This is a genomic window from Rhizobium sp. A22-96, assembly GCF_053521805.1.
In genome coordinates this window covers 703,138-728,689 of record NZ_JBNWDQ010000003.1, presented here as the reverse complement: position 1 = coordinate 728,689, position 25,552 = coordinate 703,138, and the positions used below count along the sequence as shown (strand labels likewise).

At 59.4% G+C, this 25,552-nt stretch carries 38 protein-coding genes; 3 read left to right on the top strand and 35 right to left on the bottom strand.

The features are described from left to right. Positions 1-104 precede the first annotated feature (104 nt). Positions 105-1,943 (bottom strand): dihydroxy-acid dehydratase, encoded by a 1,839-nt coding sequence (gene ilvD / locus ACQZ6F_RS16350; protein WP_449093371.1) that lies wholly within the window; start codon positions 1,941-1,943, stop codon positions 105-107. A gap of 351 nt (positions 1,944-2,294) precedes the next feature. On the opposite strand from ilvD, the gene msrP reads away from it, so the two are divergent. Both msrP and msrQ read left to right on the top strand, forming a co-directional pair. Beyond that, positions 2,295-3,245 carry a protein-methionine-sulfoxide reductase catalytic subunit MsrP gene (gene msrP, locus ACQZ6F_RS16345; RefSeq protein ID WP_449093372.1) on the top strand — a complete coding sequence of 317 codons (951 nt, stop codon included), beginning with the start codon at positions 2,295-2,297 and terminating at the stop codon, positions 3,243-3,245. Beyond that, positions 3,245-3,898 (top strand): protein-methionine-sulfoxide reductase heme-binding subunit MsrQ, encoded by a 654-nt coding sequence (msrQ, locus tag ACQZ6F_RS16340; RefSeq protein ID WP_449093373.1) that lies wholly within the window; start codon positions 3,245-3,247, stop codon positions 3,896-3,898. The genes msrP and msrQ overlap by 1 nt, the downstream gene beginning before the upstream one ends. A 30-nt stretch (positions 3,899-3,928) precedes the next feature. Here msrQ and ACQZ6F_RS16335 read toward each other — a convergent pair whose 3' ends face one another. From ACQZ6F_RS16335 to ACQZ6F_RS16315, 5 genes are all read right to left on the bottom strand, one after another. Then, complete coding sequence (locus ACQZ6F_RS16335; protein WP_449093374.1) at positions 3,929-4,819, bottom strand: efflux RND transporter periplasmic adaptor subunit; 891 nt, start codon at positions 4,817-4,819, stop codon at positions 3,929-3,931. Further along, positions 4,816-5,025, bottom strand: coding sequence for a DUF1656 domain-containing protein (locus ACQZ6F_RS16330; RefSeq protein ID WP_034507353.1), 210 nt, complete (start codon positions 5,023-5,025; stop codon positions 4,816-4,818). The genes ACQZ6F_RS16335 and ACQZ6F_RS16330 overlap by 4 nt, the downstream gene beginning before the upstream one ends. A 4-nt stretch (positions 5,026-5,029) precedes the next feature. Next, complete coding sequence (locus tag ACQZ6F_RS16325) at positions 5,030-7,102, bottom strand: FUSC family protein (RefSeq protein WP_449093375.1); 2,073 nt, start codon at positions 7,100-7,102, stop codon at positions 5,030-5,032. Further along, on the bottom strand, positions 7,099-7,575 hold the full coding sequence (locus tag ACQZ6F_RS16320; protein ID WP_077469719.1) for a MarR family winged helix-turn-helix transcriptional regulator: 477 nt from the start codon (positions 7,573-7,575) through the stop codon (positions 7,099-7,101). The genes ACQZ6F_RS16325 and ACQZ6F_RS16320 overlap by 4 nt, the downstream gene beginning before the upstream one ends. A 124-nt stretch (positions 7,576-7,699) precedes the next feature. Beyond that, positions 7,700-8,323 carry a TetR/AcrR family transcriptional regulator gene (locus ACQZ6F_RS16315; RefSeq protein ID WP_449093376.1) on the bottom strand — a complete coding sequence of 208 codons (624 nt, stop codon included), beginning with the start codon at positions 8,321-8,323 and terminating at the stop codon, positions 7,700-7,702. Positions 8,324-8,392: 69 nt separating this feature from the next. Here ACQZ6F_RS16315 and ACQZ6F_RS16310 point away from each other — a divergent pair, with 69 nt between their 5' ends. Then, entirely contained in the window at positions 8,393-8,911 is a 519-nt protein-coding gene (locus ACQZ6F_RS16310) for a DinB family protein (RefSeq protein WP_449093377.1), read from the top strand. A 107-nt stretch (positions 8,912-9,018) separates the two neighbouring features. On the opposite strand, the gene ACQZ6F_RS16305 is transcribed toward ACQZ6F_RS16310, so the two are convergent. The 29 genes from ACQZ6F_RS16305 to tuf all read right to left on the bottom strand — a co-directional run bounded on the left by ACQZ6F_RS16305 (position 9,019) and on the right by tuf (position 25,516). Further along, positions 9,019-9,399, bottom strand: coding sequence for a ribosomal maturation YjgA family protein (locus tag ACQZ6F_RS16305; RefSeq protein ID WP_449093378.1), 381 nt, complete (start codon positions 9,397-9,399; stop codon positions 9,019-9,021). A gap of 202 nt (positions 9,400-9,601) precedes the next feature. Then, a complete protein-coding gene (gene rplQ, locus ACQZ6F_RS16300) occupies positions 9,602-10,024 on the bottom strand; it encodes a 50S ribosomal protein L17 (RefSeq protein WP_007690793.1) in 423 nt (140 codons plus the stop codon). 48 nt (positions 10,025-10,072) lie between these two features. Further along, positions 10,073-11,083 carry a DNA-directed RNA polymerase subunit alpha gene (locus ACQZ6F_RS16295; RefSeq protein WP_449093379.1) on the bottom strand — a complete coding sequence of 337 codons (1,011 nt, stop codon included), beginning with the start codon at positions 11,081-11,083 and terminating at the stop codon, positions 10,073-10,075. A 103-nt stretch (positions 11,084-11,186) separates the two neighbouring features. Then, positions 11,187-11,576, bottom strand: coding sequence for a 30S ribosomal protein S11 (gene rpsK, locus ACQZ6F_RS16290; RefSeq protein WP_004118426.1), 390 nt, complete (start codon positions 11,574-11,576; stop codon positions 11,187-11,189). Between the two features lie 131 nt (positions 11,577-11,707). Then, on the bottom strand, positions 11,708-12,076 hold the full coding sequence (gene rpsM, locus ACQZ6F_RS16285) for a 30S ribosomal protein S13 (protein WP_015339612.1): 369 nt from the start codon (positions 12,074-12,076) through the stop codon (positions 11,708-11,710). A gap of 213 nt (positions 12,077-12,289) precedes the next feature. After that, on the bottom strand, positions 12,290-12,943 hold the full coding sequence (locus ACQZ6F_RS16280) for an adenylate kinase (RefSeq protein ID WP_077469713.1): 654 nt from the start codon (positions 12,941-12,943) through the stop codon (positions 12,290-12,292). After that, positions 12,940-14,280: a preprotein translocase subunit SecY gene (gene secY, locus ACQZ6F_RS16275; RefSeq protein ID WP_077469712.1), complete on the bottom strand. Its 1,341-nt coding sequence runs from the start codon at positions 14,278-14,280 to the stop codon at positions 12,940-12,942. Before secY ends, ACQZ6F_RS16280 begins: the two co-directional genes overlap by 4 nt. A gap of 223 nt (positions 14,281-14,503) precedes the next feature. Further along, entirely contained in the window at positions 14,504-14,989 is a 486-nt protein-coding gene (rplO, locus tag ACQZ6F_RS16270) for a 50S ribosomal protein L15 (RefSeq protein ID WP_449093380.1), read from the bottom strand. A 17-nt stretch (positions 14,990-15,006) separates the two neighbouring features. After that, entirely contained in the window at positions 15,007-15,216 is a 210-nt protein-coding gene (rpmD, locus tag ACQZ6F_RS16265; protein ID WP_034507370.1) for a 50S ribosomal protein L30, read from the bottom strand. Between the two features lie 13 nt (positions 15,217-15,229). Further along, on the bottom strand, positions 15,230-15,799 hold the full coding sequence (gene rpsE, locus ACQZ6F_RS16260; RefSeq protein ID WP_068386081.1) for a 30S ribosomal protein S5: 570 nt from the start codon (positions 15,797-15,799) through the stop codon (positions 15,230-15,232). Between the two features lie 130 nt (positions 15,800-15,929). Next, entirely contained in the window at positions 15,930-16,292 is a 363-nt protein-coding gene (rplR, locus tag ACQZ6F_RS16255; protein WP_449093381.1) for a 50S ribosomal protein L18, read from the bottom strand. A 12-nt stretch (positions 16,293-16,304) separates the two neighbouring features. Continuing rightward, on the bottom strand, positions 16,305-16,838 hold the full coding sequence (rplF, locus tag ACQZ6F_RS16250) for a 50S ribosomal protein L6 (protein ID WP_068386076.1): 534 nt from the start codon (positions 16,836-16,838) through the stop codon (positions 16,305-16,307). A 42-nt stretch (positions 16,839-16,880) separates the two neighbouring features. Then, the gene (gene rpsH, locus ACQZ6F_RS16245) at positions 16,881-17,279 is read right to left on the bottom strand and encodes a 30S ribosomal protein S8 (protein ID WP_034507380.1); all 399 of its coding nucleotides are present in this window, start codon (positions 17,277-17,279) and stop codon (positions 16,881-16,883) included. 12 nt (positions 17,280-17,291) lie between these two features. Beyond that, complete coding sequence (rpsN, locus tag ACQZ6F_RS16240) at positions 17,292-17,597, bottom strand: 30S ribosomal protein S14 (RefSeq protein ID WP_068386075.1); 306 nt, start codon at positions 17,595-17,597, stop codon at positions 17,292-17,294. A gap of 33 nt (positions 17,598-17,630) precedes the next feature. Then, a complete protein-coding gene (gene rplE, locus ACQZ6F_RS16235) occupies positions 17,631-18,188 on the bottom strand; it encodes a 50S ribosomal protein L5 (protein WP_068386073.1) in 558 nt (185 codons plus the stop codon). Continuing rightward, the gene (gene rplX / locus ACQZ6F_RS16230) at positions 18,181-18,489 is read right to left on the bottom strand and encodes a 50S ribosomal protein L24 (RefSeq protein WP_004118401.1); all 309 of its coding nucleotides are present in this window, start codon (positions 18,487-18,489) and stop codon (positions 18,181-18,183) included. The genes rplE and rplX overlap by 8 nt, the downstream gene beginning before the upstream one ends. A gap of 12 nt (positions 18,490-18,501) precedes the next feature. Next, the gene (gene rplN / locus ACQZ6F_RS16225) at positions 18,502-18,870 is read right to left on the bottom strand and encodes a 50S ribosomal protein L14 (RefSeq protein ID WP_003573790.1); all 369 of its coding nucleotides are present in this window, start codon (positions 18,868-18,870) and stop codon (positions 18,502-18,504) included. 225 nt (positions 18,871-19,095) lie between these two features. Next, a complete protein-coding gene (rpsQ, locus tag ACQZ6F_RS16220; protein ID WP_068386071.1) occupies positions 19,096-19,335 on the bottom strand; it encodes a 30S ribosomal protein S17 in 240 nt (79 codons plus the stop codon). 12 nt (positions 19,336-19,347) lie between these two features. Beyond that, positions 19,348-19,548, bottom strand: coding sequence for a 50S ribosomal protein L29 (rpmC, locus tag ACQZ6F_RS16215; protein WP_007690763.1), 201 nt, complete (start codon positions 19,546-19,548; stop codon positions 19,348-19,350). Between the two features lie 11 nt (positions 19,549-19,559). Further along, entirely contained in the window at positions 19,560-19,973 is a 414-nt protein-coding gene (rplP, locus tag ACQZ6F_RS16210; RefSeq protein ID WP_003547555.1) for a 50S ribosomal protein L16, read from the bottom strand. Positions 19,974-20,009: 36 nt separating this feature from the next. Next, the gene (rpsC, locus tag ACQZ6F_RS16205) at positions 20,010-20,735 is read right to left on the bottom strand and encodes a 30S ribosomal protein S3 (protein WP_004118393.1); all 726 of its coding nucleotides are present in this window, start codon (positions 20,733-20,735) and stop codon (positions 20,010-20,012) included. After that, on the bottom strand, positions 20,735-21,124 hold the full coding sequence (gene rplV / locus ACQZ6F_RS16200; protein WP_015339603.1) for a 50S ribosomal protein L22: 390 nt from the start codon (positions 21,122-21,124) through the stop codon (positions 20,735-20,737). The genes rpsC and rplV overlap by 1 nt, the downstream gene beginning before the upstream one ends. 2 nt (positions 21,125-21,126) lie before the next feature. Then, the gene (gene rpsS / locus ACQZ6F_RS16195; protein ID WP_037199970.1) at positions 21,127-21,405 is read right to left on the bottom strand and encodes a 30S ribosomal protein S19; all 279 of its coding nucleotides are present in this window, start codon (positions 21,403-21,405) and stop codon (positions 21,127-21,129) included. A 15-nt stretch (positions 21,406-21,420) separates the two neighbouring features. After that, positions 21,421-22,257: a 50S ribosomal protein L2 gene (gene rplB, locus ACQZ6F_RS16190; RefSeq protein ID WP_068386070.1), complete on the bottom strand. Its 837-nt coding sequence runs from the start codon at positions 22,255-22,257 to the stop codon at positions 21,421-21,423. Positions 22,258-22,268: 11 nt separating this feature from the next. After that, on the bottom strand, positions 22,269-22,562 hold the full coding sequence (locus tag ACQZ6F_RS16185; RefSeq protein ID WP_007690755.1) for a 50S ribosomal protein L23: 294 nt from the start codon (positions 22,560-22,562) through the stop codon (positions 22,269-22,271). Then, entirely contained in the window at positions 22,559-23,179 is a 621-nt protein-coding gene (gene rplD, locus ACQZ6F_RS16180; RefSeq protein ID WP_077469709.1) for a 50S ribosomal protein L4, read from the bottom strand. Before rplD ends, ACQZ6F_RS16185 begins: the two co-directional genes overlap by 4 nt. A 13-nt stretch (positions 23,180-23,192) precedes the next feature. Then, positions 23,193-23,834: a 50S ribosomal protein L3 gene (gene rplC, locus ACQZ6F_RS16175; protein WP_449093382.1), complete on the bottom strand. Its 642-nt coding sequence runs from the start codon at positions 23,832-23,834 to the stop codon at positions 23,193-23,195. Between the two features lie 36 nt (positions 23,835-23,870). Continuing rightward, a complete protein-coding gene (gene rpsJ, locus ACQZ6F_RS16170) occupies positions 23,871-24,179 on the bottom strand; it encodes a 30S ribosomal protein S10 (protein ID WP_003547547.1) in 309 nt (102 codons plus the stop codon). Between the two features lie 161 nt (positions 24,180-24,340). Further along, complete coding sequence (gene tuf, locus ACQZ6F_RS16165) at positions 24,341-25,516, bottom strand: elongation factor Tu (RefSeq protein WP_077473019.1); 1,176 nt, start codon at positions 25,514-25,516, stop codon at positions 24,341-24,343. Positions 25,517-25,552: the final 36 nt, after the last annotated feature.

Genomic DNA, 25,552 nt, shown 5'->3' with positions numbered 1-25,552 from the left:
TTGCGATAAAGCTCGAAAGGCCCCTCATCCGTCCTCTCGCGGCCGAGCTATACTCGACCGTTCGAGTCCACCTTCTCCCCGTTTCACGGGGCGAAGGAGCCTGGTTACTTCCCGCCCAGATCGCGGACGGCGCCGCGGTCGGCACTGGTCGCGAAAGCAGCATAGGCCTTCAACGCCGTGGTCACGTTGCGCTTGCGCGGTTCCGCCGGATGCCAACCCTTGGCGTTCTGGGCTTCACGGCGAGCTGCAAGCTCGGCATCGTCGACGCGCAGGCTGATGGTGCGGTTCGGGATGTCGATGTCGATCATGTCGCCTTCGCGCACCAGACCGATCGTGCCGCCGTTTGCCGCTTCCGGCGAGGCGTGGCCGATCGACAGGCCCGAAGTGCCGCCCGAGAAGCGGCCGTCGGTGATCAGTGCGCAAGCCTTGCCGAGGCCCTTCGACTTCAGATAGCTCGTTGGGTAGAGCATTTCCTGCATGCCGGGGCCGCCCTTCGGGCCCTCGTAGCGGATGACGACGACATCGCCCGCAACGACTTCGTTGCTAAGGATGCCCTTGACCGCCGCGTCCTGGCTTTCGAAGACCTTGGCCGGGCCGGAGAATTTCAGGATCGATTCATCGACGCCAGCCGTCTTCACAATGCAGCCGTCAACAGCCAGATTCCCCTTGAGGACGGCAAGACCGCCATCCTTGGAGAACGGATGCTGGGCATCGCGGATGACACCCTTTTCGCGATCGAGATCAAGCTCTTCCCAGCGCGCGCTCTGGCTGAAGGCAACCTGCGTCGGGACACCGCCAGGAGCGGCGCTGAAGAGCTCCAGGGCAGCCTTGTTGTCGGTAACGGCAATATCCCACTGTGCCAGAGCTTCGCCCAGCGTCGCAGCGTGAACGGTTGGCAGGTCGGCATTTATCAGTCCGGCACGGTTCAACTCGCCGAGGATCGCCATGATGCCGCCGGCGCGATGCACATCTTCCATATGAACGTCGGCCTTGGCAGGCGCCACCTTGGAAAGGCAGGGAACACGGCGTGACAGGCGATCGATATCATCCATCGTGAAGTCGATCTCGCCCTCATGGGCTGCTGCAAGAATATGCAGCACGGTATTGGTCGAGCCGCCCATGGCGATATCAAGTGCCATGGCGTTTTCGAACGCGCCCTTGCTCGCAATCGTCCGCGGCAGTGCCGTCACGTCGTCCTGCTCATAATAGCGCTTCGCCAGAGCAACGACACGGCGGCCGGCTTCGAGAAAGAGTTCCTTGCGGTCCGAATGGGTGGCAAGCGTCGAGCCGTTGCCGGGCAAGGACAGGCCGAGGGCTTCGGTCAGACAGTTCATCGAATTGGCCGTGAACATGCCCGAGCAGGAGCCGCAGGTTGGGCAAGCCGAGCGTTCGATGGTGGCGACGTCCTCGTCGCTGATCTTATCGTCAGCAGCGGCAACCATGGCGTCGACGAGGTCGAGAGCGACCTTCTTGCCATGCAGGATGACCTTGCCGGCTTCCATCGGACCACCGGAGACGAAGACCGTGGGGATGTTCAGCCGCAGCGACGCCATCAGCATGCCGGGGGTGATCTTGTCGCAGTTGGAGATACAGACCATGGCGTCGGCGCAGTGGGCGTTGACCATGTACTCGACGCTGTCGGCGATGAGTTCGCGCGACGGCAGCGAATAGAGCATGCCGTCATGGCCCATGGCGATGCCGTCATCGACGGCGATGGTATTGAATTCCTTGGCGACACCGCCGGCCGCCTCGATCTCGCGCGCCACGAGCTGGCCGAGATCCTTGAGGTGAACGTGACCGGGCACGAACTGGGTGAAGGAGTTGACCACCGCAATGATCGGCTTGCCGAAATCGCTGTCCTTCATACCCGTCGCGCGCCAAAGGCCGCGTGCGCCGGCCATGTTGCGGCCGTGGGTCGTGGTTCTGGAACGATAAGCTGGCATGGTGTCTTCCTCGTCATCCTGGAATTTGTGCGGCGTCGGCCGGCCCGAGCTTTGCGCCCAAGGGAGCGCCGACATTCCTGCTTTTTGGAATTGTCCTAATCCAATCGTGCGGTACTGTCACTATCAACTCAAGCGAATCCGGTACGCCACAAGGGCAGGAGCGGATTGGCAACTATGATATGCTTCGGCGCGACGAACCTGTGATCAGAATTGGGAACGAAGCCGCCCGATCACAAGTACACACAAAAAGTTGGTTTCCCTTGCAAAGAATTGCCGGCCTAAGAGTGTAACAAAATATGCCTCTGCTGCGTATAGCTCATATCGAAGCTGCGATCGCATAAAGGAACTGTCATGCCTTCTTATCGTCCGCCGAAAATTGCGTCTTCCGAGATCACACCGCGCTCGGCCTATCTGAGGCGGCGCGAATTCCTGACCGCAGCAGCGGCCGGCATCGGCATGGCAGCAGTTGGCGGCAAGGCCGCGCTCGCTGACGCACTGACCGTGACGAAAAGCAACTATACTGTCGACGAGAAGCTGACGCCGATCAAGGATGTCACCACCTACAATAATTTCTACGAATTCGGCCTCGACAAGGCCGACCCGGCCAATCTTTCCGGCAAGTTCAAGCCACGGCCATGGACCGTCAAGGTCGACGGCATGGTCAACAAGCCCGGCACCTTCGATATCGACGCGCTGATCAAGGAGTTCCCACCGGAGGAGCGCGTCTATCGCATGCGCTGCGTCGAGGCATGGTCGATGGTCATCCCCTGGGACGGATTTCCGCTTGCGGCACTGCTCGACAAGGTGGAGCCGCAGGGAAGCGCCAAGTTCGTTGCCTTCGAAACAGTCGTCCGGCCTTCGGAAATGCCGGGGCAATCGGGTCTCCTGCAGTCCCTGGATTGGCCCTATGTCGAGGGCTTGCGGCTGGATGAAGCGCGCAATCCTCTGACGCTGCTTGCCGTCGGCCTCTATGGCGAGACGCTGCCGAACCAGAACGGCGCGCCGATCCGCCTCGTCGTACCGTGGAAATACGGCTTCAAGGGCATCAAGTCGATTGTGCGCATCACGCTCACCGACAAGCAGCCGCTGAACACATGGCAAGTGACCAACAGCCAGGAGTACGGCTTCTACGCCAACGTCAATCCGGCTGTCGACCATCCCCGCTGGAGCCAGGCGACGGAGCGGCGCATCGGCGAAGGCGGGTTCTTCAGCTCCAACCGTCACCCCACCCTGCCCTTCAATGGCTATGCCGATCAAGTCGCCAGCCTCTATAGCGGCATGGACCTTCGGGTGAACTTCTGATGGCTTTTTCCTTCGCCCTGCCCAAGCGCTGGCAACCGGCCTCCGTCTGGGCGCTCTATATCGTGGGGTTGCTGCCGGCTGCCTGGGAATTCTATCTCGGCGCTACGGACCAGCTTGGCGCCGACGCCGTCAAGACCTTCGAGCTTTTCCTGGGGCTTTGGGCGATCCGCTTCCTGCTGCTGACGCTTGCGGTCACGCCGCTTCGGGATCTCTTCGGCTGGAACTATCTGCGCTATCGCCGCGCGCTCGGCCTGCTCTGTTTCTACTACGCGCTGATGCATCTGACCGTCTACATGGTCCTCGATCAGGCGCTGGATGTGCGGGCCGTCATTGATGACGTGCTGAAGCGGCCTTTCATCATGTTCGGCATGGCAGGCCTCGTCATGCTGCTGGCGCTGGCCGTGACCTCGAACAATTTTTCGATCAAGCGGCTCGGCAAGAAATGGATCTGGCTGCACCGCCTCGTCTATATCGTCGCAGCCTGCGGCGCGCTGCACTTCGCGCTGTCGACCAAGATCCTGTCGCTGGAGCAGTTTATCTATATCGGCCTGCTGATCGCCATGATCCTCTACAGATCCTACAGGCCGATCATGATGGAGCGACGCCGGGCCGCGCGCCGGCCGGTTGCGGCTTCCAATTCCAGAGCGGCCTGAACTCGGCCGCTCTGCCCATTCACGAGATGTTCATTCCGCAGCGCTGGCGATCTTGGCCTGACCTTGCTCCTGTACCTCGACGGTCGCCGTCAGGCCGGCAATCAGCTTCGTGCCATCAGGCACCTTGTCGAGTGCGATGCGCACCGGCACACGCTGCGCCAAACGTACCCAGCTGAAAGTCGGGGTGATATTGGCAAGCAGGCTGCCCGAGGTCCGTTCGCGATCCTCGATGCCATAGGCGATGCTTTCGACATGGCCGGTCAGCTTTTCGGCCTGCCCCATCAGATGGATGTAGACTTCGTCGCCGACATGGATGCGCGGCAGCTTGGTTTCCTCGAAATAGCCTTCAACGCGCAGGGAATCGCTGTCGATCAGCGCCACTTTCGCCGTACCGGCCGAGACATAATCGCCCGGACGCAGGCTGAGGTTCGAGATCGTACCGTTGACGGTGGCACGGACTTCCGAGCGATCGAGGTTCAGCTGGGCAAGCTCGCGGTTGGCTGTCGCCTGACGGACAGCGGCTTCGTCCTGCTGCACAGCGGTCAGCGCCTGCTCCTTCTGCTGCAAGGAAGCAGCATCACCGAGGCGCGCCTGCCGGGCGCTTTCGCGCTGAGCCTGTTCGAGAGCGGCATTGCTGCTTGCGAGCGCGGCGTCCGCCTGTTCGAGGGCGATGGCGAAGCGATCGCGATCCACACGGAAAAGAAGGTCGCCCTTCTTGACGATCTGGTTGTCCTTGACCAGGACGTCGCTCACGAGGCCCGAAACGTCAGGCGCAATGCCGACGACATCGGCGCGCAAGCGCGCGTCGCGGGTCCAGGGCTCGTCCATGTAATGGCCCCAGAGCTGGCGGCCGACATAGACGGCAGCGATGACGAAGATGAGGGTGACGGCGACACGGCCGATGAGTTTTAACGTGTTCATGTGAAGTACCAACGGGAGACAGAGGAGACGGCGCCGAGCAACAGAACGTAGAGCGCCAGATCGAAAAGGCCGCGATGCCAGACCAGAGTGTAAGCTCCAGCCCATGCGAGCAGGCGTCGAAGGATGATGACGACAAACAGCGTCACGAGCATGAGAACCAGAAGGCGTGGCATGTAGACGCCATAAAGATCGAATTCTGCGGGCATGATGTTACTCGGCGGCAATGGGAAGAGGTTGAGACGTGTTCGATACCGGCGGCTGCCAGCTCGCCGGTGGTTCGGCATGTGGGAAGAGCGCGCGGCGGAGCCCCACCAGGGCATCGAGGCTGGCTCGACCGGGCTCGCGCCTGTTCTGCGCCACCGCTTCGAGGCCACGATCGATCGATAGGCGCAACTCGTCGGAGGGATCGATGGCGCGCTTGGCCTTCAGCCGCGAACGATAGAAATCGGACACGCCGATCAGAACCTCGCTGACGGAGGCGGCAGCGGCGGAATTCAGCTGGCCCCGCTCCTTCTGCAGCATCAGCACGTTGAAGCCGAGGCGGACATCGGCATAGCCGTCGACCTTCTTCAGCTCACGGTCCTCGATGCCGGCAAGACGCGGCACAAGCTGTCCGAGACGATCAAGAATGCGGCCGGAGAGGCGCTCGTGATCGGCGCGGCGGATGCCGGCTGCCGTTTCGGCAAGGTCGGTCCAGCCGGCGCGCACCAACCGCCAGGCGGCAAGTTCAGAGCCGAACGGACGGGTCATCAAGGTCCAGACGAGTGCGAAGCCGATGCCTGCCAAGGCGGCGATCGCGCTATTCGCGAAACTGGCGAAATCGGCAGTGTAGCGATCCTGCAGCGCAATGAAGGTGGCGCCGTTCACCGCCAGCAGCATGGCGAGCAGGTTGGTCTGTGGCCGCGGGATCAACAGGCCCATCACCAGGAAGGGCGGCGCAAAGACCAGCACCAGCATTTCGAAGCCGGAAATGGAAGGCAGGATGCCGAAGATATAGACGCATGCAATCACCAGGCTCATTGCGCTCCAGATGAACATCGAGGTGATGAACGGCGCAGGGCGATCGAGCGCGGCGAAAAACGAACAGGCAACAGCCGCCATTGTGACGAAGCCGGCGCCGTCCTCCCATCCGGAATAGATCCAGAAGAAGCAGGCAGCAGCAATGCCGACGACGACCGTGCCGGCCGAAAAGGCAAGCAAGGCATAATCATAGTGCCTGCTTTGGCCGACGACATTCCGGTGCCGGAAGGCTGGCCGCCAGGTGCCGACCTGCTGGCCGGAGACGATCTGGTCGCGCAATGTCAGGCAGTCCTGCCAGAGATCGACGATTTCCTTCAGGCGCGCCAGAGCACTCGACCGGACGAGATCGTCCCAGCCGAGATCAAGGTCATTCTGCTGCAGTTCCTCGATCTTTTTCGACAAGGCATCCGCAGTGTCATCAGCCTTGCCGCGTCCGCCCTGCCCCAGCCAATCGGCGACATCGTTCAGAACCGAGACAAGCTCCGGAGGCAGCGGCTTCTCGCCGGCCTTCAACGCATGCAAGCGGTCGGCCAGCGACGAGAAGAGCGGCAGCAGCATCAAGAGACGGCCGCGCAGCTCCCGGGAATGCCTGACGATATCGCGACTGCCCGCATCATATTTGAGCTGGCTGATGACAAGGTCGAGGCCGGAGACGTCGGCGGCAAGCTTCTGACGCTTCAGCGGCGTTGCGGGTGAAGCACCCTCGCCTCGCAGGATTTCATCGGCCCAGGTGCCGGCATCATCGAGCCAGGAGCCGATGCGCTGGCCGAGCACGGTGCCGACGCTGCTCGGAAAGATGATGGAGCTGACGACGCTGGCGCAAACGATGCCGATGATGATCTCTTCGGAGCGGGCAAGCGCGACGTCGAATACGGTTTCGGGCGCGCCGACCGTCGGCAGCGCGATCAGCGGCAATGAATAGCCGGCGAGCATGAAGACATAACTGCGCGAGGTGCGGTCGAGCATCGAGATGAACAGCAGGGTTCCGGTCCAGAGCGCCACGACGACCGAAAGCAATTCCGGCGCATTGACGAAGAGCGGAACGAAGATCACCGAGGCACAGGCGCCGATCAGCGTGCCGAGCGTACGATAGAGCGCCTTTGAGCTCGTTGCGCCCGCAAGCGGATTGGCAACCACATAGACGGCCGCCATTGCCCAGTAAGGGCGCGGCAAGTCCAGCGACAGCGCAATGAACAGCGCCATGATGGCTGCAATGAAGGCTTTGACCGAAAACAGCCAGTCCCGCCAGGATGGAATGCTCATGAAACGCTCTCCTTCTCCGGCTCCGTTTCGGTCGTCTTCACGGTCTCGAACTCCTCGAAGGCCTTCAGGACGCGGATAGCAGCTTCGATATCCGCCTTGTCGACATCGGCAAGGATCTTGCCGCGCAGTTCGTCGAGCGCGTCTTCCATGCGGGACGCAAGCTTCTCGCCCTCCGGCGTCAGCCAAAGACCCTTCGCGCGGCGATCCGTCGGATCATCCTTGCGGATCACGAGATCCATGCTTTCCAGCTGATCGATCAGCCGAACCAGCGACGGACCTTCGATACCGACATAGGTGGCGATCGCCACCTGTCGGACACCTCCTCCCAGACGGCCGATCCAGAGCAGCGGTGCTGCCGCGGCCTCCGAGATGCCGTAGGAGCTCAGTGCGAGATCGACGACCCGGCGCCATTGGCGGCCAGTGGTCAGCAGATTGGCGGTGAAAATGCGTTGAAGAGTGTTGAGCGATTCCATAATTATCTATTAGCACTAAACTAATTAGGATTCAAACTATATGAACTCAAATTACCATCCGAAAAGCGAAATGCAGCCATGCGTTCAACGATGGTCGGAACAGCGCCGGGTCGACCGCGAAGGGTTAATCAGCGTTTCGCAGATAGGAACAGATCATCCTCGCCAGTTCCTGTTTCAGCTCCGGCGAACCGAGCGTACGCTTTCGGGCTGCACTGTGGATCACGCCCTCGACAGCACCCGATAGCAGCTGCGCGAGAACGTCATTGCCGGGACCTTTGCGACCGCTGCGATGCGCGGCCACAAAATCTCTGTAGTGGCCTTGATACTCGGCAAGAAATGCATCATGCGCCAATCTGGAGCCATCATACCCGGGCGCTTCGTCCAGAAGCACCCTGTGCAGCTCCGGATTGATGTTATGGGCATCGATCATGCCCTCAACGAGAGCCTCTGCGCGCTGCTGCAATGGCAAGTCTCCGGCCATAGCCTTCCGCATGACCGCCAGAATGTCATCGAAGTGACGCCGCCGGATGGCCTCGACCAGGGAAAGCTTGTCGGGAAAATATTGATAGAGCGACCCAATGCTGATGCCGGCAACCGCCGCGACGGCATTCGTCGTAAATCCGGCCCATCCGCGATCTCCCAAAATGCGAGCACCCGCCTCGAGAATGGCATCGACCGTCGCCCGTGAACGCGCCTGGCTCGGCTCCTTTCGCATCGGGGCGCCGGACTTTCCAATGCGAGTAGACATGCCCTTCCTGCTCCTCGAAAATGTGAACACATTACTCGCATTTTACCGGATAACAAAAAGGGATTTCTCATGAGCGAACAGTCGTTGCTGCATACGCTTTTCAGCTATCAGGCATGGGCAAACAAGGATCTGCTTGACGGCATAGGTAACCTCGATACCGTGCGGCATGCAAAGGAGCGTCATGCCTCCATCCGCCTGATGAACCATTCCCTGGTCGTCGGCCGGATATTTGCGGCCCACCTTAACGGGCAGGACCATGGCTTCACTGCCGACAACACACCGGACACGCCATCACTGGCGGAGCTCCGCACCGCGCTGATCGCGTCGGATCAATGGTATCTCAGATATCTTGAAACGCTGACCCCTGACCTCTTGTCCGAAGCTCTGCCGTTCGTCTTCACCGACGGCGACAGGGGCTGCATGTCGCGGCAGGAGATGCTCCTCCATGTCGTCACGCATGGAGGATATCACCGGGGCGAGATTGGCCGCCTGCTGGCACAGCTCTCGATCACGCCGCCGTGGGATACTTTCGCCGTTTATCTTCACAGAACGGAGCCTTCGCGCCGGCACGCCGTGGCAGCCGAATAGCGCCGTGCTTGGCGTCGCTACCCACATAGGCAAACGACTGAAGGCCGGATGATCGCTCATCCGGCCTTCATGATGCAGCGATCCGATCGCCCTGCTGTACCGCGATCTCAGTTGGCGCGCCTTACCGCCAACAGAATGCGATCCAGCACCAAAGCCGCCGCTATGCCAACGGCATAGGCCACAATGTTCCACAGCGAGAACACTCTTCCGAGCAACGAGGCGCCGGCGGTGGTCAATCGAAACGCATCCAGCGCAGGTGCATGCCAAAGCCTGAAGAATTCGACGGCCGTCGCCAGGATCAGCGCGCCGAAAGCAATTTTGAAAGGCCTACCGGTGACGAATAGCGTCGCCAGAAGCCAATAGACCATCGCGCCCCACAAGATCGAACCACCATATTTGACCACGGTGAAGGGAAGATCGGCGGCATAACCAAATCGCCGGAGCGCAAGACCGCAGGCTATGGTCAAGAACAGGGCCAGAAGTAGCATCGCCCTTCTGCGTATGAATTGCCGCTGCGTGTCCAATAGTCGTTCCTATAGCTCAAGAGCATGAGCCGCCAGGCAACTCAGCCAGCATATTCGTGGTCCATGGCGGCTCCAGGAGAGCAAGTCGGCTCCCGGCAAACCCTCAAACGCCAAAAAGGCCGGATGATCGCTCATCCGGCCCTGGATCTTTTATCCGAAGCTAGCCTTAAGCGGCTGCAGCTTCTTCCTCGGCAGCAACGCGAGCCTTGTCGGCTGCGCCCTTGGCAGAGGTGTCGCGATCGACGAATTCGACGACTGCGAGAGCGGCATTGTCGCCCTGGCGGAAGCCAGCCTTCATGATACGCAGGTAGCCGCCGTTGCGGGTGGCGTAACGCGTTGCGATCGCATCAAACAGCTTGGCGACGACAACGGCGTCGCGAATCTGCGAGATGGCCTGACGACGAGCGTGCAGGTCGCCGCGCTTGCCGAGGGTAACCAGCTTCTCGACGATCGGACGAATTTCCTTCGCCTTCGGGAGCGTGGTGACGATCTGCTCATGGGTAATGAGCGAAGCTGCCATGTTGGCGAACATCGCCTTACGGTGGCTAGCGGTTCTGTTCAGCTTGCGGCCGGCTTTACCGTGGCGCATTGCTATTCTCCTTCACTTGCAGGCATCGTTCGCCTGCCGTTTGAAACGTTAGTATTGGTCTTCGTATCGCTTGGCGAGATCTTCGATGTTCTCAGGCGGCCATGCCGGCACTTCCATGCCGAGGTGCAGGCCCATGGAAGCGAGAACTTCCTTGATTTCGTTCAGCGACTTGCGACCAAAATTCGGCGTGCGGAGCATTTCTGCTTCGGTCTTCTGAATGAGGTCGCCGATGTAGACGATGTTGTCGTTCTTCAGGCAGTTTGCCGAGCGAACAGACAGTTCCAATTCGTCCACCTTCTTGAGGAGAGCCGGGTTGAAAGCGAGTTCGGTAACTGCTTCCTCTTCGGTTTCCTTCTGCGGCTCGTCGAAGTTGACGAACACGCCAAGCTGATCCTGCAGGATGCGTGCCGCGAAAGCGACTGCATCTTCACCGCTGATAGAACCATCGGTTTCCAGCGACATGCTCAGCTTGTCGTAGTCGAGAACCTGTCCTTCACGGGTATTTTCAACCTTGTAGGACACCTTCTTGACCGGCGAATAGAGGCTGTCGACCGGGATGAGACCGATCGGAGCATCTTCCGCACGATTACGCTCGGCCGGGACATAGCCCTTGCCATTGTTGACGGTGAATTCCATGCGGATTTCGGCGCCCTCGTCGAGCGTGCAGATCACATGCTCGGGGTTGAGGATTTCGATATCGCCGACCGTCTGAATGTCGCCAGCTGTTACTACGCCTGGGCCCTGCTTGCGGACGACCATGCGCTTGGCATCATCGCCATCCATCTTGATGGCGATTTCCTTGATGTTCAGCACGATGTCCGTCACGTCTTCCCGGACGCCCGGGATAGAGGAGAACTCATGCAGCACGCCGTCGATCTGCACAGCCGTCACAGCGGCGCCACGCAGAGAAGACAGCAGAACGCGACGCAGCGCGTTGCCGAGGGTGAGACCGAAGCCACGCTCCAGCGGTTCGGCCACGAGCGTTGCCTTGGTACGGGCGCTCGAGGTGAACTCGACCTTGTTGGGCTTGATCAGTTCCTGCCAGTTTTTCTGAATCATGTTTTTGCCTTCCGTTCGTTGCCACCATCCAATCGTGGCAACCGAGCTTGAGAAACACCAAGCCGGGCGCATCTACCCCGGCCAGTGTCGAGAGTGGCGATGATCAGACGCGACGCTTCTTGCGCGGGCGGCAACCATTGTGCGGGATCGGGGTCACGTCGCGGATGGACGTGATCATGAAACCGGCAGCCTGGAGCGCGCGCAGAGCAGATTCACGACCGGAGCCCGGACCGCAAACTTCAACTTCCAGCGACTTCATGCCGTGTTCCTGAGCCTTCTTGGCGCAGTCTTCAGCAGCGATCTGGGCAGCGAACGGGGTCGACTTGCGCGAACCCTTGAAGCCCTTGGCACCAGCGGACGACCAGGCAATAGCGTTGCCCTGTGCGTCGGTGATGGTGATCATCGTGTTGTTGAAGGTCGAGTTGACGTGTGCGACGCCCGACGTGATATTTTTACGCTCGCGACGACGAACGCGTACGGCTTCCTTGGCCATGTTAGTCCTTTCTTGGATCTCTGCACCGCCGTAATGCCAGCGGCTACACCGAAGCGATACCCGGAGGGCACCGCTTCAAACTCAAAAGAGGCCGGCGGACCGCCAGCCTCCCAAATCCGGTTGCCCGGAAATTACTTCTTCTTACCAGCGATCGCCTTTGCCGGGCCCTTGCGGGTACGAGCATTGGTGTGGGTGCGCTGGCCGCGAACCGGCAGGCCGCGACGATGACGCAAGCCGCGGTAGCTGCCCAGGTCCATCAGACGCTTGATGTTCATCGCGGTATCGCGACGCAGATCACCTTCGACCTGATAGTCACGGTCGATGGTTTCGCGGATCTGCAGAACTTCAGCATCGGTCAACTGGTTGACGCGACGCTCAGCCGGAATACCGACCTTCTCGCAGATTTCCTGTGCAAACTTCGGTCCGATCCCGTGAATGTAACGAAGCGCAATAACTACGCGCTTTGCAGTCGGGATGTTGACGCCAGCGATACGAGCCACGCCTGTTCTCCTTGCATTCCTTTTGCCTAAGCAAAGGGCCTTGTTATGCAGCCCGGGAGCTGCTTGTTCGTTGTGAGTCCGCAACATGTCAAAACGACCGTACCCGGACTCCCCGTTGGAAATCCGCGCCGATCGCATAGCATGTCGCGAGTTGGCGCGGTGTTTAGCGGAATCAGCGCAAAAAAGCAACCGCTTCGGCAAGTTTATTTTAGGCTATCCAAGCTTAGCCAGGATACCTTCGATGCTATCCGTCACATGCTCGATATCGGCCATGCCGTCGATGCTCTGCAACTTGCCCTTGGCATAGTAGTAACCGATCAGCGGCGAGGTCTCCTTGTAGTAGACTTGGAGGCGCGTCGCCATCGTTTCGGCATTATCATCCGGGCGGCGCTTGAAGTGGGTCGAGCCGCACTTGTCGCAGACACCGGCTGTCGCCGGAACCTTATCGGTATCGTGATAGACACTACCGCAATTCGAACAGGAGTAACGCCCCGAGACGCGGCGAATCAGTTCCGCGTCATCGACCTTCAGCTCGATGACGACGGAAAGCTCAAGACCCTTGGCCTTCAGCATCTGCTCCGTCGCATCGGCCTGCACCAGAGTGCGGGGGAAACCGTCAAGGATGAAACCCTTGGCGCAATCCGGCTGGTCGATTCGCTCCGAAACAATGGCGTTGACGATCTCATCCGAAACAAGCTTGCCGGCGTCCATGACAGCCTTGGCGCGCTTGCCAACCTCAGTCTCGGCCGCCACCGCAGCTCTCAGCATATCGCCGGTGGAAAGCTGCGGAATGCCGTGCTTTTCCACGATACGCTGGGCCTGGGTCCCCTTACCTGCTCCCGGCGGCCCTAAAAGTATGAGTCTCATCGCCCCCTCTTTCCTCCACGCAACTTCGATTTCTTGATCAGGCCTTCATATTGCTGCGCGATCAAGTGACCCTGAATCTGTGCCACCGTATCCAGCGTTACGCTAACCACGATCAGAAGAGAAGTGCCACCCAGCGACAGCGGAATACCGGTCTGGGACACGAGAATTTCGGGCAGGATGCAGACGAAGACGAGGTAGATCGCGCCGATGACCGTGATCCGGGTCAGCACGTAGTCGATATACTCGGCGGTGCGTTCGCCCGGACGAATACCCGGAATAAAGCCGCCATGCTTCTTCAGATTGTCTGCCGTGTCCTTCGGATTGAAGACCAGCGCCGTGTAGAAGAAAGCGAAGAAGGCAATCAGCGCACCGTAAAGCACCATATAGACAGGCTGGCCGTGACCAAGTGCCGCGACGATCGACGTCACCCAACCCGGAAGCGCCGTGTTGTTGCCGAGGCCCGCAACGGTTGCCGGCAGCAGCAGCAGCGAGGATGCGAAGATCGCCGGAATGACGCCCGAAGTGTTGAGCTTCAACGGCAGGTGCGACGTATCGCCCTGGAACATGCGGGTACCGACCTGGCGCTTCGGATACTGGATCAACAGGCGACGCTGGGCACGTTCGACGAAAACGATGAGCGCGATGACCAGGACAGCGACGACCAGAACAGCCAGAATGAGACCTGTGGACAGAGCACCTGTACGGCCCAGCTCGAGCGTGCCGGCAAGTGCCGTCGGCAGACCAGCAGCGATGCCGGCGAAGATGATGAGCGAGATACCGTTGCCGATACCGCGCGAAGTTACCTGTTCGCCGAGCCACATCAGGAACATTGTGCCGCCGAGCAACGTTATGACCGTGGAAATGCGGAAGAACCAGCCTGGATCGATCACGACACCATTGCCATGCTCAAGGCCGATCGCAATGCCATAAGCCTGCAATGCGCCGAGCAGCACCGTGCCGTAGCGAGTGTATTGGTTGATGATCTTGCGGCCCTGCTCGCCTTCCTTCTTGAGATTCTCAAGCGAAGGCACGACCGAGGTCATGAGCTGAACGATGATCGAGGCGGAAATATAGGGCATGATGCCGAGCGCGAAAATCGCCATGCGCTGTACGGCGCCGCCCGAGAACATGTTGAAGAGGCCGAGAATACCGCCAGACTGATTCTGGAATGCCTGCGCATAGGCAGCAGGATTGAGGCCAGGAAGCGGAATGTGAGTGCCGAGCCGGTAAACGAGAAGTGCGCCGAGCGTAAACCACAAGCGCTTCTTGAGATCCTCAGCCTTGGCGAAGGTCGAGAAATTGAGATTGGACGCCAGTTGTTCCGCTGCAGAAGCCATGCAAATCTCCGCACTACCAATTCCGGCATAATCGGCCGGGTCCGGAATCAGTATGTAAATTGTTCAAAAGCCGGGCTTGGACGGATTGCGGTGCAATCGGACGCCTCACCCTTGGTTCCCGTTATCAACCGGAAAGACACTGCCGCATCGTTCAGATTCGTGAGGCTCACATATGGGAGCAAAATCGCCCGAAGTGAAGCACCCCGGGCGATTATTGATAAGATTATTCTGCGGCAGAAGCTTCTGCGGCCGCAGCCAGCAGCTTGATGGAGCCGCCAGCCTTTTCGATCTTTTCGACCGCCGGCTTGGAAGCGCCTGCAACTTCAAGCGTGATCTTCGCCTTCAGTTCGCCGTCCGAGAGAACCCGAACGCCGTCCTTGACGCGGCGGATGACGCCGGCAGCCTTAAGAGCTGCTGCATCAACGGTCTTCTTCGCATCGAGCTTGCCGGCATCGACGGCAGCCTGGATGCGAGCCAGCGATACGACAACGTAATCGGCGGCGAAGATGTTGTTGAAGCCGCGCTTCGGCAGGCGACGATAGATGGGCATCTGACCACCTTCGAAGCCGTTGATCGCAACACCCGAGCGGGACTTCTGACCCTTTACACCACGACCACCGGTCTTGCCGGAGCCGGAGCCGATGCCGCGGCCGAGGCGCTTGCGGCTGTGGGTAGAGCCTTCGTTATCCTTGATGTCATTCAGTTTCATAGCAATTTACCTCCGGCTCACTTCTCGTCGACAACGCGAACGAGATGCTGGACAGCACGGATCATGCCACGAACAGCCGGGGTATCTTCCAGCGTGCGGCGACGGTGCATCTTGTTCAGTCCGAGACCGATCAGCGTCTTCTGCTGAACATCCGGACGGCGGATCGGGCTGCCAACCTGTTCGACCGTAACGGTCTTGGCTTCAGCCTTCTTGGTCGTCTTGGCCATAGGTCAAACTCCCTTATTCTTCGGTGGCGTTGCCCGAAGCGGTACGACGAGCCTGCAGGGTGGCATACTTGATGCCGCGCTGAGCTGCGATGTCCTTCGGGTGAACCTGGTGCTTCAGGGCGTCGAACGTGGCGCGAACCATGTTGTACGGGTTCGACGAACCGGTCGACTTGGCGACAACGTCATGAACGCCGAGCGTTTCGAAAACGGCGCGCATCGGGCCGCCGGCGATGATACCGGTACCGACCTTGGCCGAGCGCAGCAGAACCTTGCCGGCGCCGTGACGGCCATGAACGTCATGGTGAAGCGTACGGCCGTCGCGCAGCGGTACGAAGATCATGTCGCGCTTGGCGCTTTCGGTAGCCTTGCGGATCGCTTCCGGCACTTCGCGTGCCTTGCCGTGACCGAAGCCAACGCGGCCCTTCTGATCACCGACGACGACGAGAGCGGCGAAACCGAAACGGCGGCCACCCTTTACGACCTTGGCGACGCGGTTAATCGCGACCAGCTTGTCGACGAATTCGCTATCGCGCTCTTCACGGCTCTGACGGTCATCCCGCGAGCCCCTCTTTTCCTGTGCCATTGTCCTCTTCCTTTTTCTTTTCCGGGTGCAATCGGCAAACAACAAAAACCGCATGCCCTCCCCTGGAGGGGAAACGTGCGGTCCGGTGAACATCCGGCCGGCGCTTGAAAGCTGCCGACCGGAAACTTGATCAGAAGGACAGACCGCCTTCGCGGGCTGCTTCAGCCAGGGCCTTGATGCGGCCGTGGTAGATGAAGGCGCCGCGATCGAACACGACTTCCTTGACGCCTGCCTTGGAGGCACGCTCGGCTACGAGCTTGCCAACGAGGGCTGCGGCGGCGGTATCGGCACCAGTCTTCAGAGAACCGCGCAGATCCTTATCGAGGGTGGAGGCAGACGCAAGCGTCTTACCGACCACATCATCGATGACCTGAACGTAGATGTTCTTCGACGAGCGATGAACCGACAGGCGCGGACGGCCATTGGCCACCGCCTTGATTTGACGACGCACGCGGTTGGCACGACGTGCAAGTGCTTCTTTCCTGCTAGCCATTTCGCGTGATCCTTACTTCTTCTTGCCTTCTTTGCGGACGATCCGCTCGCCGGCATACTTAACGCCCTTGCCCTTGTAGGGCTCAGGACCGCGATATTCGCGGATTTCAGCGGCAACCTGGCCGACCTGCTGCTTGTTGATGCCGGTGACGACGATTTCCGTCGGCTTCGGCACAGCAATCGTGATGCCTTCCGGCGGCACGTAAATCACGTCGTGGCTGAAGCCGAGCGCGAGCTGCAGGTTCTTGCCCTGCAGGGCGGCACGGTAGCCGACGCCGTTGATTTCGAGCTTGCGCTCGTAGCCTTCCTTAACACCCTTCAGGATGTTCTCGACCATCGTGCGGGACATGCCCCACTTTGAGCGAGCGTCCTTGGAGTCGTTAAGCGGCGTTACGACAATTGCATTGTTTTCAAGCTTGAGACCGATTTCATCGTTAGCGATGAAAAACAGCTCGCCCTTAGGGCCCTTGGCAGTCACTTTTTGGCCATCAACCGAGGCCGTGATCCCTGCAGGCACCTGAACGGGCTTCTTACCGATACGAGACATTTTTTCAAACCTGTCTGTTTCGAAGGAGATCCCTGTTCGATCTTAGAAGACCGAGCAGAGAACCTCACCACCAACATTCTGTTCACGAGCCTGGTGATCAGCCATCACACCCTTCGGAGTCGAAAGGATAGTGATGCCGAGACCGTTCGCGACCTGCGGAATGGACTTAACCGAGACATAAACTCGGCGGCCCGGCTTGGACACGCGGCCGATCTCACGGATCACCGACGTGCCTTCATAGTACTTCAGCTCGATGCTGAGCTCAGACTTGCCGTTGCCGAAATCGACGACGGAGTAGCCACGGATGTAGCCTTCAGCCTGGAGGACATCGAGAACGCGCGCACGGAGCTTGGAAGCAGGCGTCGAAACCGACGACTTGCGACGCGAAGCGCCATTGCGGATGCGGGTGAGCATATCGCCCAAAGGATCAGTCATAGTCATCTAATCTGCTCCTTACCAGCTCGACTTGACAATGCCCGGCACCTTGCCGAGATTGCCGAGTTCACGCAGCGCGATACGCGACATGCGCAGTTTGCGGTAGTAGGCGCGCGGACGGCCGGAAACTTCGCAACGATTGCGAATACGGGTCTTCGATCCATCGCGCGGGAGCGATGCCAACTTCAGAGTGGCCTTGAACCGGTCTTCGATCGAAAGAGACTGGTTCATGATGATTGCCTTCAGAGCAGCCCGCTTTGCGGATTGAGTGGCAACCGTATTGCGGCGGCGCTTGTTCTTTTCAACTGCGCTTGTCTTCGCCATATCAGGGTTCCTTTTCTACGCTCGTCGTTACGGTTATTGACGGAACGGGAAGTTGAACTCTTTCAGAAGAGTCCGGGCTTCGTCGTCCGTGTTCGCCGTCGTGCAAACGATGATGTCCATGCCCCACATCTGATCAACCTTGTCGTAGTTGATCTCTGGGAACACAATGTGCTCCTTGATGCCCATGGCGAAATTGCCACGACCGTCAAAGCTCTTCGGGTTCAGGCCGCGGAAGTCGCGAACGCGCGGAAGCGCGATGTTGACCAGACGATCCAGGAACTCATACATGCGAGCGCCGCGCAGGGTAACCTTGGCGCCGATCGGCATATTTTCGCGGACCTTGAAGCCTGCGATGGAGTTGCGTGCACGCGTGATGACCGGCTTCTGGCCGGCAATCGCTGCGAGGTCGGCAGCAGCAACAGTCGGCTTCTTCGAATCAGCCGTTGCTTCGCCTACGCCCATGTTGATCACGATCTTTTCAAGCTTCGGGATCTGCATTTCGTTGGCGTAGGAGAAAGCCTCCTGCATAGCCGCGCGAATGCGAGCGTTGTATTCCTTCTTGAGCCGCGGCTCGTACTTTGCCTCAGCCATCGATCACTTCTCCAGAGGTCTTGGCCACACGGACCTTCTTGCCATCCACAACCTTGAAACCGACGCGGGTCGGCTTACCGTCCTTGTCGACGATTGCAATGTTGGACAGGTGAAGCGGGGCTTCCTTGCTGATGATGCCGGCTTCCTGGCTCTGCGTCTGGCGCTGGTGGCGCTTGACAACATTGACGCCACGGACGACCGCGCGGTCTTCCTTCGGCAGCACTTGAACGACTTCGCCGGTACGGCCCTTGTCCTTACCGGTCAATACGACGACCTTGTCGCCTTTACGGATCTTCTGCATCGCTCCGCTCCCTTACAGTACTTCTGGAGCCAGCGAGATGATCTTCATGTGGTTCTTGGCGCGAAGTTCGCGCGGAACCGGTCCGAAGATACGGGTGCCGATCGGCTCTTTTTTGTTGTCGATGAGGACTGCTGCGTTGGTATCGAAGCGGATGACGCTGCCATCCGGACGACGGATGTCCTTGGCGGTACGAACGACAACCGCCTTCATCACGTCACCTTTCTTCACACGGCCGCGCGGAATAGCCTCCTTGATCGAAACAACGATGACGTCGCCGATCGAGGCATACTTACGCTTGGAGCCGCCCAGCACCTTGATGCACATGACACGACGTGCGCCGGAATTATCCGCCACGTCGAGGTTTGTTTGCATCTGAATCATGTCAGGTCGCCTTCTTGTTGTTACCGGAATGGTTGGGTCAACCGACCCCCTACCCCGGCTTATGGACTAGTGTCTTGTCTGATTTTGCCGGGTTCCAGGACCGCTTCGGTCACCTTCACCAGCCATCAACAAAGCAAAAGAACGCCCGTTCTCGAGCGTCCTGCTTCCAAGCTCGTGCTTCATACAGATATTTCGCCCAAGCGCAAGGGCCTGAGCGAAATTCTGTTACTTGGACTGGGCGGAAACGACCGTCCAGGTCTTGTCCTTGGAGATCGGCGCGCATTCCTCGATGGAAACGACGTCGCCGATTTTGTACTGATTGTTCTCGTCGTGAGCCTTGTACTTCTTGGAACGACGAACGGTCTTCTGGAGCAGCGGGTGAGCGAAACGACGCTCTACGCGGACAACTACCGTCTTCTCGTTCTTGTCGCTGACCACGACGCCCTGCAGAATGCGCTTCGGCATGTTATTTTTCCTTTAGGCCTTTGCTTCTGCCGCCTTCTGGCGGGCAATGGTTTTCACGCGGGCGATGTCCTTGCGGACTTCGTTGATGCGCGAGGACTTCTCAAGCTGGCCAGTCGCCTTCTGAAAGCGCAGGTTGAACTGCTCCTTCTTCAGCTTGGCAAGCTCGTCCTTGAGTTGGTCGGCGCTCAGGGCGCGAACATCTGCGGCTTTCATGAGCTTCTTCCTTACTCTGCGATGCGCTGCACGAAGCGCGTCTTGACTGAGAGCTTGGCGGACCCGAGGCGCAGAGCCTCACGAGCGATTTCTTCGCTTACGCCATCGATCTCGAACATCATGCGGCCGGGCTTGACCTTGCATGCCCAGTATTCGACGGAGCCCTTACCTTTACCCATACGGACTTCGGTCGGCTTCTTGGTGACCGGAACATCCGGAAACACGCGGATCCATACACGGCCGGCACGCTTCATGTAGCGCGTGATCGCGCGGCGGGCCGCTTCGATCTCGCGAGCGTTGACACGGTTTGGTTCCTGCGCCTTCAGACCGAATTCACCGAACGCAAGGTCAGAGCCGCCCTTGGCGACGCCCTTGATGCGACCTTTGAACTGCTTACGGTACTTCGTACGCTTTGGCTGCAACATTTTCTTATTCTCCGAACTTATCTGCCACGTACGCTATCAAGCGTTGTCGCGGCGGCGGTCTCTATCGCGATCGCGGCTAGCCGGACCCTGGGCGTCGCCCTCGAGCGCGCGGCGTTCGGAGGCCATCGGATCATGCTCAAGGATTTCGCCCTTGAAGATCCAAACCTTGATGCCGCAGATGCCGAAAGCGGTTTCTGCTTCAGCCGTACCGTAGTCGATGTCGGCGCGCAGCGTATGCAGCGGCACGCGACCTTCGCGGTACCATTCCGTACGAGCGATTTCAGCACCGCCAAGACGGCCTGCGCAGGTGATCTTGATGCCTTCGGCGCCAAGACGCATCGCGGACTGAACGGCGCGCTTCATGGCACGACGGAAAGCAACGCGGCGTTCGAGCTGCTGAGCGATCGACTGGGCAACGAGCGTTGCGTCGATTTCCGGCTTGCGAACTTCAACGATGTTGAGGTGCGTTTCGGAATTCGTCATGTCCGACAGCTTCTTGCGGAGCTTGTCGATGTCAGCGCCCTTCTTGCCGATGATCAGGCCCGGACGAGCCGAGTGGATCGTGACGCGGCACTTCTTGTGCGGACGCTCGATGACCACCTTGGAGATACCAGCCTGCTTCAGTTCGTTCATGACGAACTTGCGCATCTTCAGGTCTTCGTGAAGAAGCTGGCCATACTCGGCATTGTCCGCAAACCAGCGGCTATCCCAGGTACGGTTGATGCCAAGACGAAAACCGATTGGATTGATTTTCTGACCCATTATGCGGCCTCCTCTTGAGCTTCCACTTCACGAACGACGATCGTCAGATGCGCGAACGGACGTTCGATGCGCGATGCACGACCGCGGCCACGAGCGTGGAAACGCTTCATGACGATCGACTTGCCGACGTAGGCTTCAGCCACGACCAGCGAGTCAACGTCGAGATCATGGTTGTTCTCTGCATTGGCGATCGCGGATTCGAGCGTCTTCTTGACGGCGCCTGCGATACGCTTGCGCGAGAACTCCAGCTCTGCGAGCGCGCGATCAACCTTCTTGCCGCGGATAGAAGCCGCGACCAGGTTGAGCTTCTGCGGGCTGACACGGAGCGTGCGCGCAACTGCCTGCGCCTCATTATCCTTCAGCCGGCGTTCGGTTTTTGCCTTGCCCATTGTTACTTCCTCTTCGCCTTCTTGTCCGCACCGTGACCATAATAGGTACGGGTCGGGGCGAACTCGCCGAACTTGTGTCCGACCATGTCTTCATTGACGCTGACCGGAATATGCTTGCTGCCGTTGTAAACACCAAAGGTGAGACCAACGAACTGCGGCATGATGGTGGAGCGACGGCTCCACATCTTGATCACTTCGTTACGTCCGCCTTCACGCACCTTCTCAGCCTTCTTGAGAAGATAGCCGTCAACAAACGGACCTTTCCATACTGAACGAGCCACTTGAGACTTCCTCTCTTACTTCTTGCGCTGATGGCGCGAGCGCATGATCATCTTGTCGGTCGACTTGTTCGACCGCGTACGCTTGCCCTTGGTCGGCTTGCCCCACGGGGTCACCGGATGGCGACCACCAGAGGTGCGGCCTTCACCACCGCCGTGCGGATGGTCGACCGGGTTCATGACGACGCCGCGGTTATGCGGCTTCTTGCCGCGCCAACGCGAACGACCGGCCTTACCGTCGTTGATGTTGGCGTGATCCGGGTTGGAAACGGCACCGATCGTTGCAAGGCAGCTGCCGTGCACGAGGCGCTGTTCGCCTGAGTTCAGGCGAAGGATCGCCATACCCTGGTCACGACCAACGAGCTGGGCGTAGGAACCAGCAGAGCGACCGATCTGACCACCCTTGCCCGGCTTCATTTCCACATTGTGGATGATGGAGCCGACCGGGATGAACTGAAGCGGCATGGTGTTGCCCGGCTTCACGTCCACGGCCTTTTCCGAAGCGATGACCTTGTCGCCGGCAGTCAGACGCTGCGGAGCGAGGATGTAGGCCAGTTCGCCGTCCGTGTACTTCACCAGAGCGATGTAAGCGGTACGGTTCGGATCGTATTCGATACGCTCGACGGTGCCCTCAACGTCGAACTTGCGACGCTTGAAGTCTACCAGACGATAGGTGCGCTTGTGACCACCGCCCTGGAAACGAACGGTGATACGGCCGGTGTTGTTACGGCCGCCCTTGGAGGTCAGGCCTTCCGTCAGCGCCTTGACCGGCTTGCCCTTGTAGAGCGAAGAGCGGTCGACGATGACCAGCTGACGCTGGCTCGGGGTCGTCGGATTGAATGTTTTCAATGCCATTTTCTTATTCCTCAGAGACCGGTGGAGACGTCGATCGACTGGCCTTCGGCGAGCGTCACGATAGCCTTCTTCACGTCCTTCTGCTTGCCGACGAGACCTTTGAACCGCTTGGTCTTGCCCAGGCGCAGCAGGGTGTTGACGGCCGTTACCTTGACGCCGAACAGCGCTTCGACGGCAGCCTTGATTTCAGGCTTCGTCGCGGTCTTGGCAACGTTGAAAACAACCTGATTGTTGTCCGAAAGCAGGGTGGACTTTTCGGTGATCGCAGGAGAAACGATCACATCGTAATGGCGAAGATCCGTCACTTGAATCGCTCCTCTAGAGCCTCAACTGCAGCCTTGGACAGCACAAGCTTGCCGCGGCGCAGGATGTCGTAAACGTTGATGCCCTGAACCGGGAGAACATCGATATTCGGGATGTTCGCGGCTGCGAGCTTGAAGTTGCTGTCGAGCTCTGCACCACCGATGAAGAGCGCGTTGGTCAGGCCCAGCGTCTCGAAAGCACCGGCCAGAGCCTTGGTCTTGGCATCAGCCGCGACCAGGCTGTCGAGAACGATAACGTCCTCAGCCTTGAACTTGGCGGAGAGCGCGAGACGCAGGCCGAGGGCGCGAACCTTCTTGGGAAGGTCATGCTCATGGCTGCGCACGACCGGGCCGTGAGCCTTACCACCGCCGCGGAACTGCGGAGCACGGGCCGAATGGTGACGAGCGCGGCCCGTACCCTTCTGCTTGTACATCTTGGCGCCGGTGCGCGCTATTTCTGCGCGGCCCTTAGCCTTGTGCGTGCCCTGGCGCTTCTTGGCGAGCTGCCAGCGAATGACGCGTGCGATGATATCTTCACGCGGCTCAAGGCCGAAAATCGCATCAGAAAGGGAAACCTTCCCAGCGTCTTTGCCCTCGAGGGTCTTGACGTTCAATTCCATTGGTTTGGCTCCCTTACTTCGCTGCCGACTTGACGGCGTCGCGTACGATGATCCAGGCACCCTTGGAGCCGGGGACCGCACCCTTGATAAGGATCAGACCGCGATCTTCGTCGGTCGATACTACTTCAAGGTTCTGCGTCGTCACGCGCGTCTGGCCCATGTGACCAGCCATCTTCTTGTTCTTGAACACCTTGCCCGGATCCTGGCGCGAGCCGGTCGAACCGTGCGAGCGGTGCGAAACCGACACACCGTGCGTGGCACGCAGACCGCCGAAGCCGTGGCGCTTGATGGCGCCGGCAAAACCTTTACCGATCGTCGTGCCGGTTACGTCGACGAGCTGGCCAGCTGCAAAGTGAGCTGCCTTGATCTCGGTACCGACTTCAAGCAGGTTTTCGTCCGTGACACGGAATTCAACGAGCTTGGCCTTCGGCTCAACGCTGGCGACGGCGAAATGACCGCGCAGGGCCTTCGTCGTGTTCTTAACTTTTGCCTGGCCGGCACCGAGCTGAACTGCGGTGTAGCCATTCTTCTCTACTGTGCGCTGGGCCACGACCTGGCAGCCTTCCAAACGCAATACGGTTACCGGGACATGCTCGCCGGCGTCGTTATAGACGCGGGTCATTCCCACCTTCTGTGCAATCACACCTGAACGCATCGGTTCAATCCTTCTCACTCAGCTCGAGACCAGGTCTCAGAGCTTGATCTCAACATCGACACCGGCGGCGAGATCGAGCTTCATCAGCGCGTCTACCGTCTGCGGGGTCGGGTCAACGATGTCGAGAAGGCGCTTATGCGTGCGCATCTCGAACTGCTCGCGGCTCTTCTTGTCGATGTGCGGGGACCGGTTCACCGTGAACTTCTCGATACGGGTCGGAAGCGGAACGGGGCCCCGGACGCTAGCACCGGTGCGCTTAGCCGTCGACACGATCTCGCGCGTGGAAGCGTCGAGAATCCGATGATCGAACGCCTTAAGGCGGATGCGGATATTCTGGCCGTTCATTCGACTTTATCCTTGTGTTTGTTATCCGCGCGTCTCTCTAAGAGACACGTCTTTACCTTTAGTTACCTTAGGCGGGCCACCGGTTTCAAAGATCGAGAGGGACACCGAATTTATCGGCGTCCCCATCACTCATTTGCGGGCCTTGGCCAGCCGCCTGCTTATTACTCGACGATGGAGGCAACGATGCCTGCGCCGACGGTACGGCCGCCTTCGCGGATAGCGAAGCGAAGCTTTTCTTCCATCGCGATCGGAACGATCAGCTCAACGGCAACGGTCACGTTGTCGCCAGGCATAACCATTTCCGTGCCTTCCGGAAGCGTCACGATGCCGGTCACGTCAGTCGTACGGAAGTAGAACTGCGGACGGTAGTTCGTGAAGAACGGCGTATGACGGCCGCCTTCTTCCTTCGTCAGGATGTAGGCTTCAGCCATGAACTTCTTGTGCGGCTTGACAGAGCCCGGCTTGCACAGGATCTGACCACGCTCGACGCCGTCACGGTTAACACCGCGAACCAGTGCGCCGATGTTGTCGCCTGCCTGGCCCTGATCGAGCAGCTTGCGGAACATTTCAACGCCGGTAACCGTCGTCTTCGACGTCGCACGGATGCCGACGATTTCGACTTCTTCACCAACCTTGACGATACCGCGCTCAACGCGACCCGTCACAACCGTACCACGGCCCGAGATCGAGAACACGTCTTCGATCGGCATCAGGAACGGCTGGTCGATCGGACGCTCTGGCGTCGGGATGTAGGCGTCAACCTGAGCCATCAGCTCGCGGATCGCGTCTTCACCGATCTTCTTGTCAGAGTCTTCAAGAGCAGCAAGTGCCGAACCCTTGACAACCGGGATGTCGTCGCCCGGGAAGTCGTAGGACGACAGAAGTTCGCGAACTTCGAGCTCGACGAGTTCGAGAAGCTCGGCGTCGTCAACCTGGTCGACCTTGTTCAGGAATACAACGATTGCCGGAACGCCAACCTGACGAGCAAGCAGGATGTGCTCGCGGGTCTGCGGCATCGGGCCGTCGGCTGCCGAGCAAACCAGGATCGCGCCGTCCATCTGAGCCGCGCCGGTGATCATGTTCTTGACATAGTCAGCGTGGCCGGGGCAGTCGACGTGAGCGTAGTGACGAGCAGGCGTCTCATACTCAACGTGGGCCGTCGAGATCGTGATACCACGAGCCTTCTCTTCCGGAGCAGCGTCGATCTGGTCATACGCCTTGAACTCGCCGAAGTACTTCGTGATCGCTGCTGTCAGTGACGTCTTGCCGTGGTCAACGTGCCCAATCGTACCAATGTTAACGTGAGGCTTATTGCGCTCAAACTTACTCTTTGCCATTTTCGGCTCTCCGTTTTTCCTGTCCCCGAGGGGATC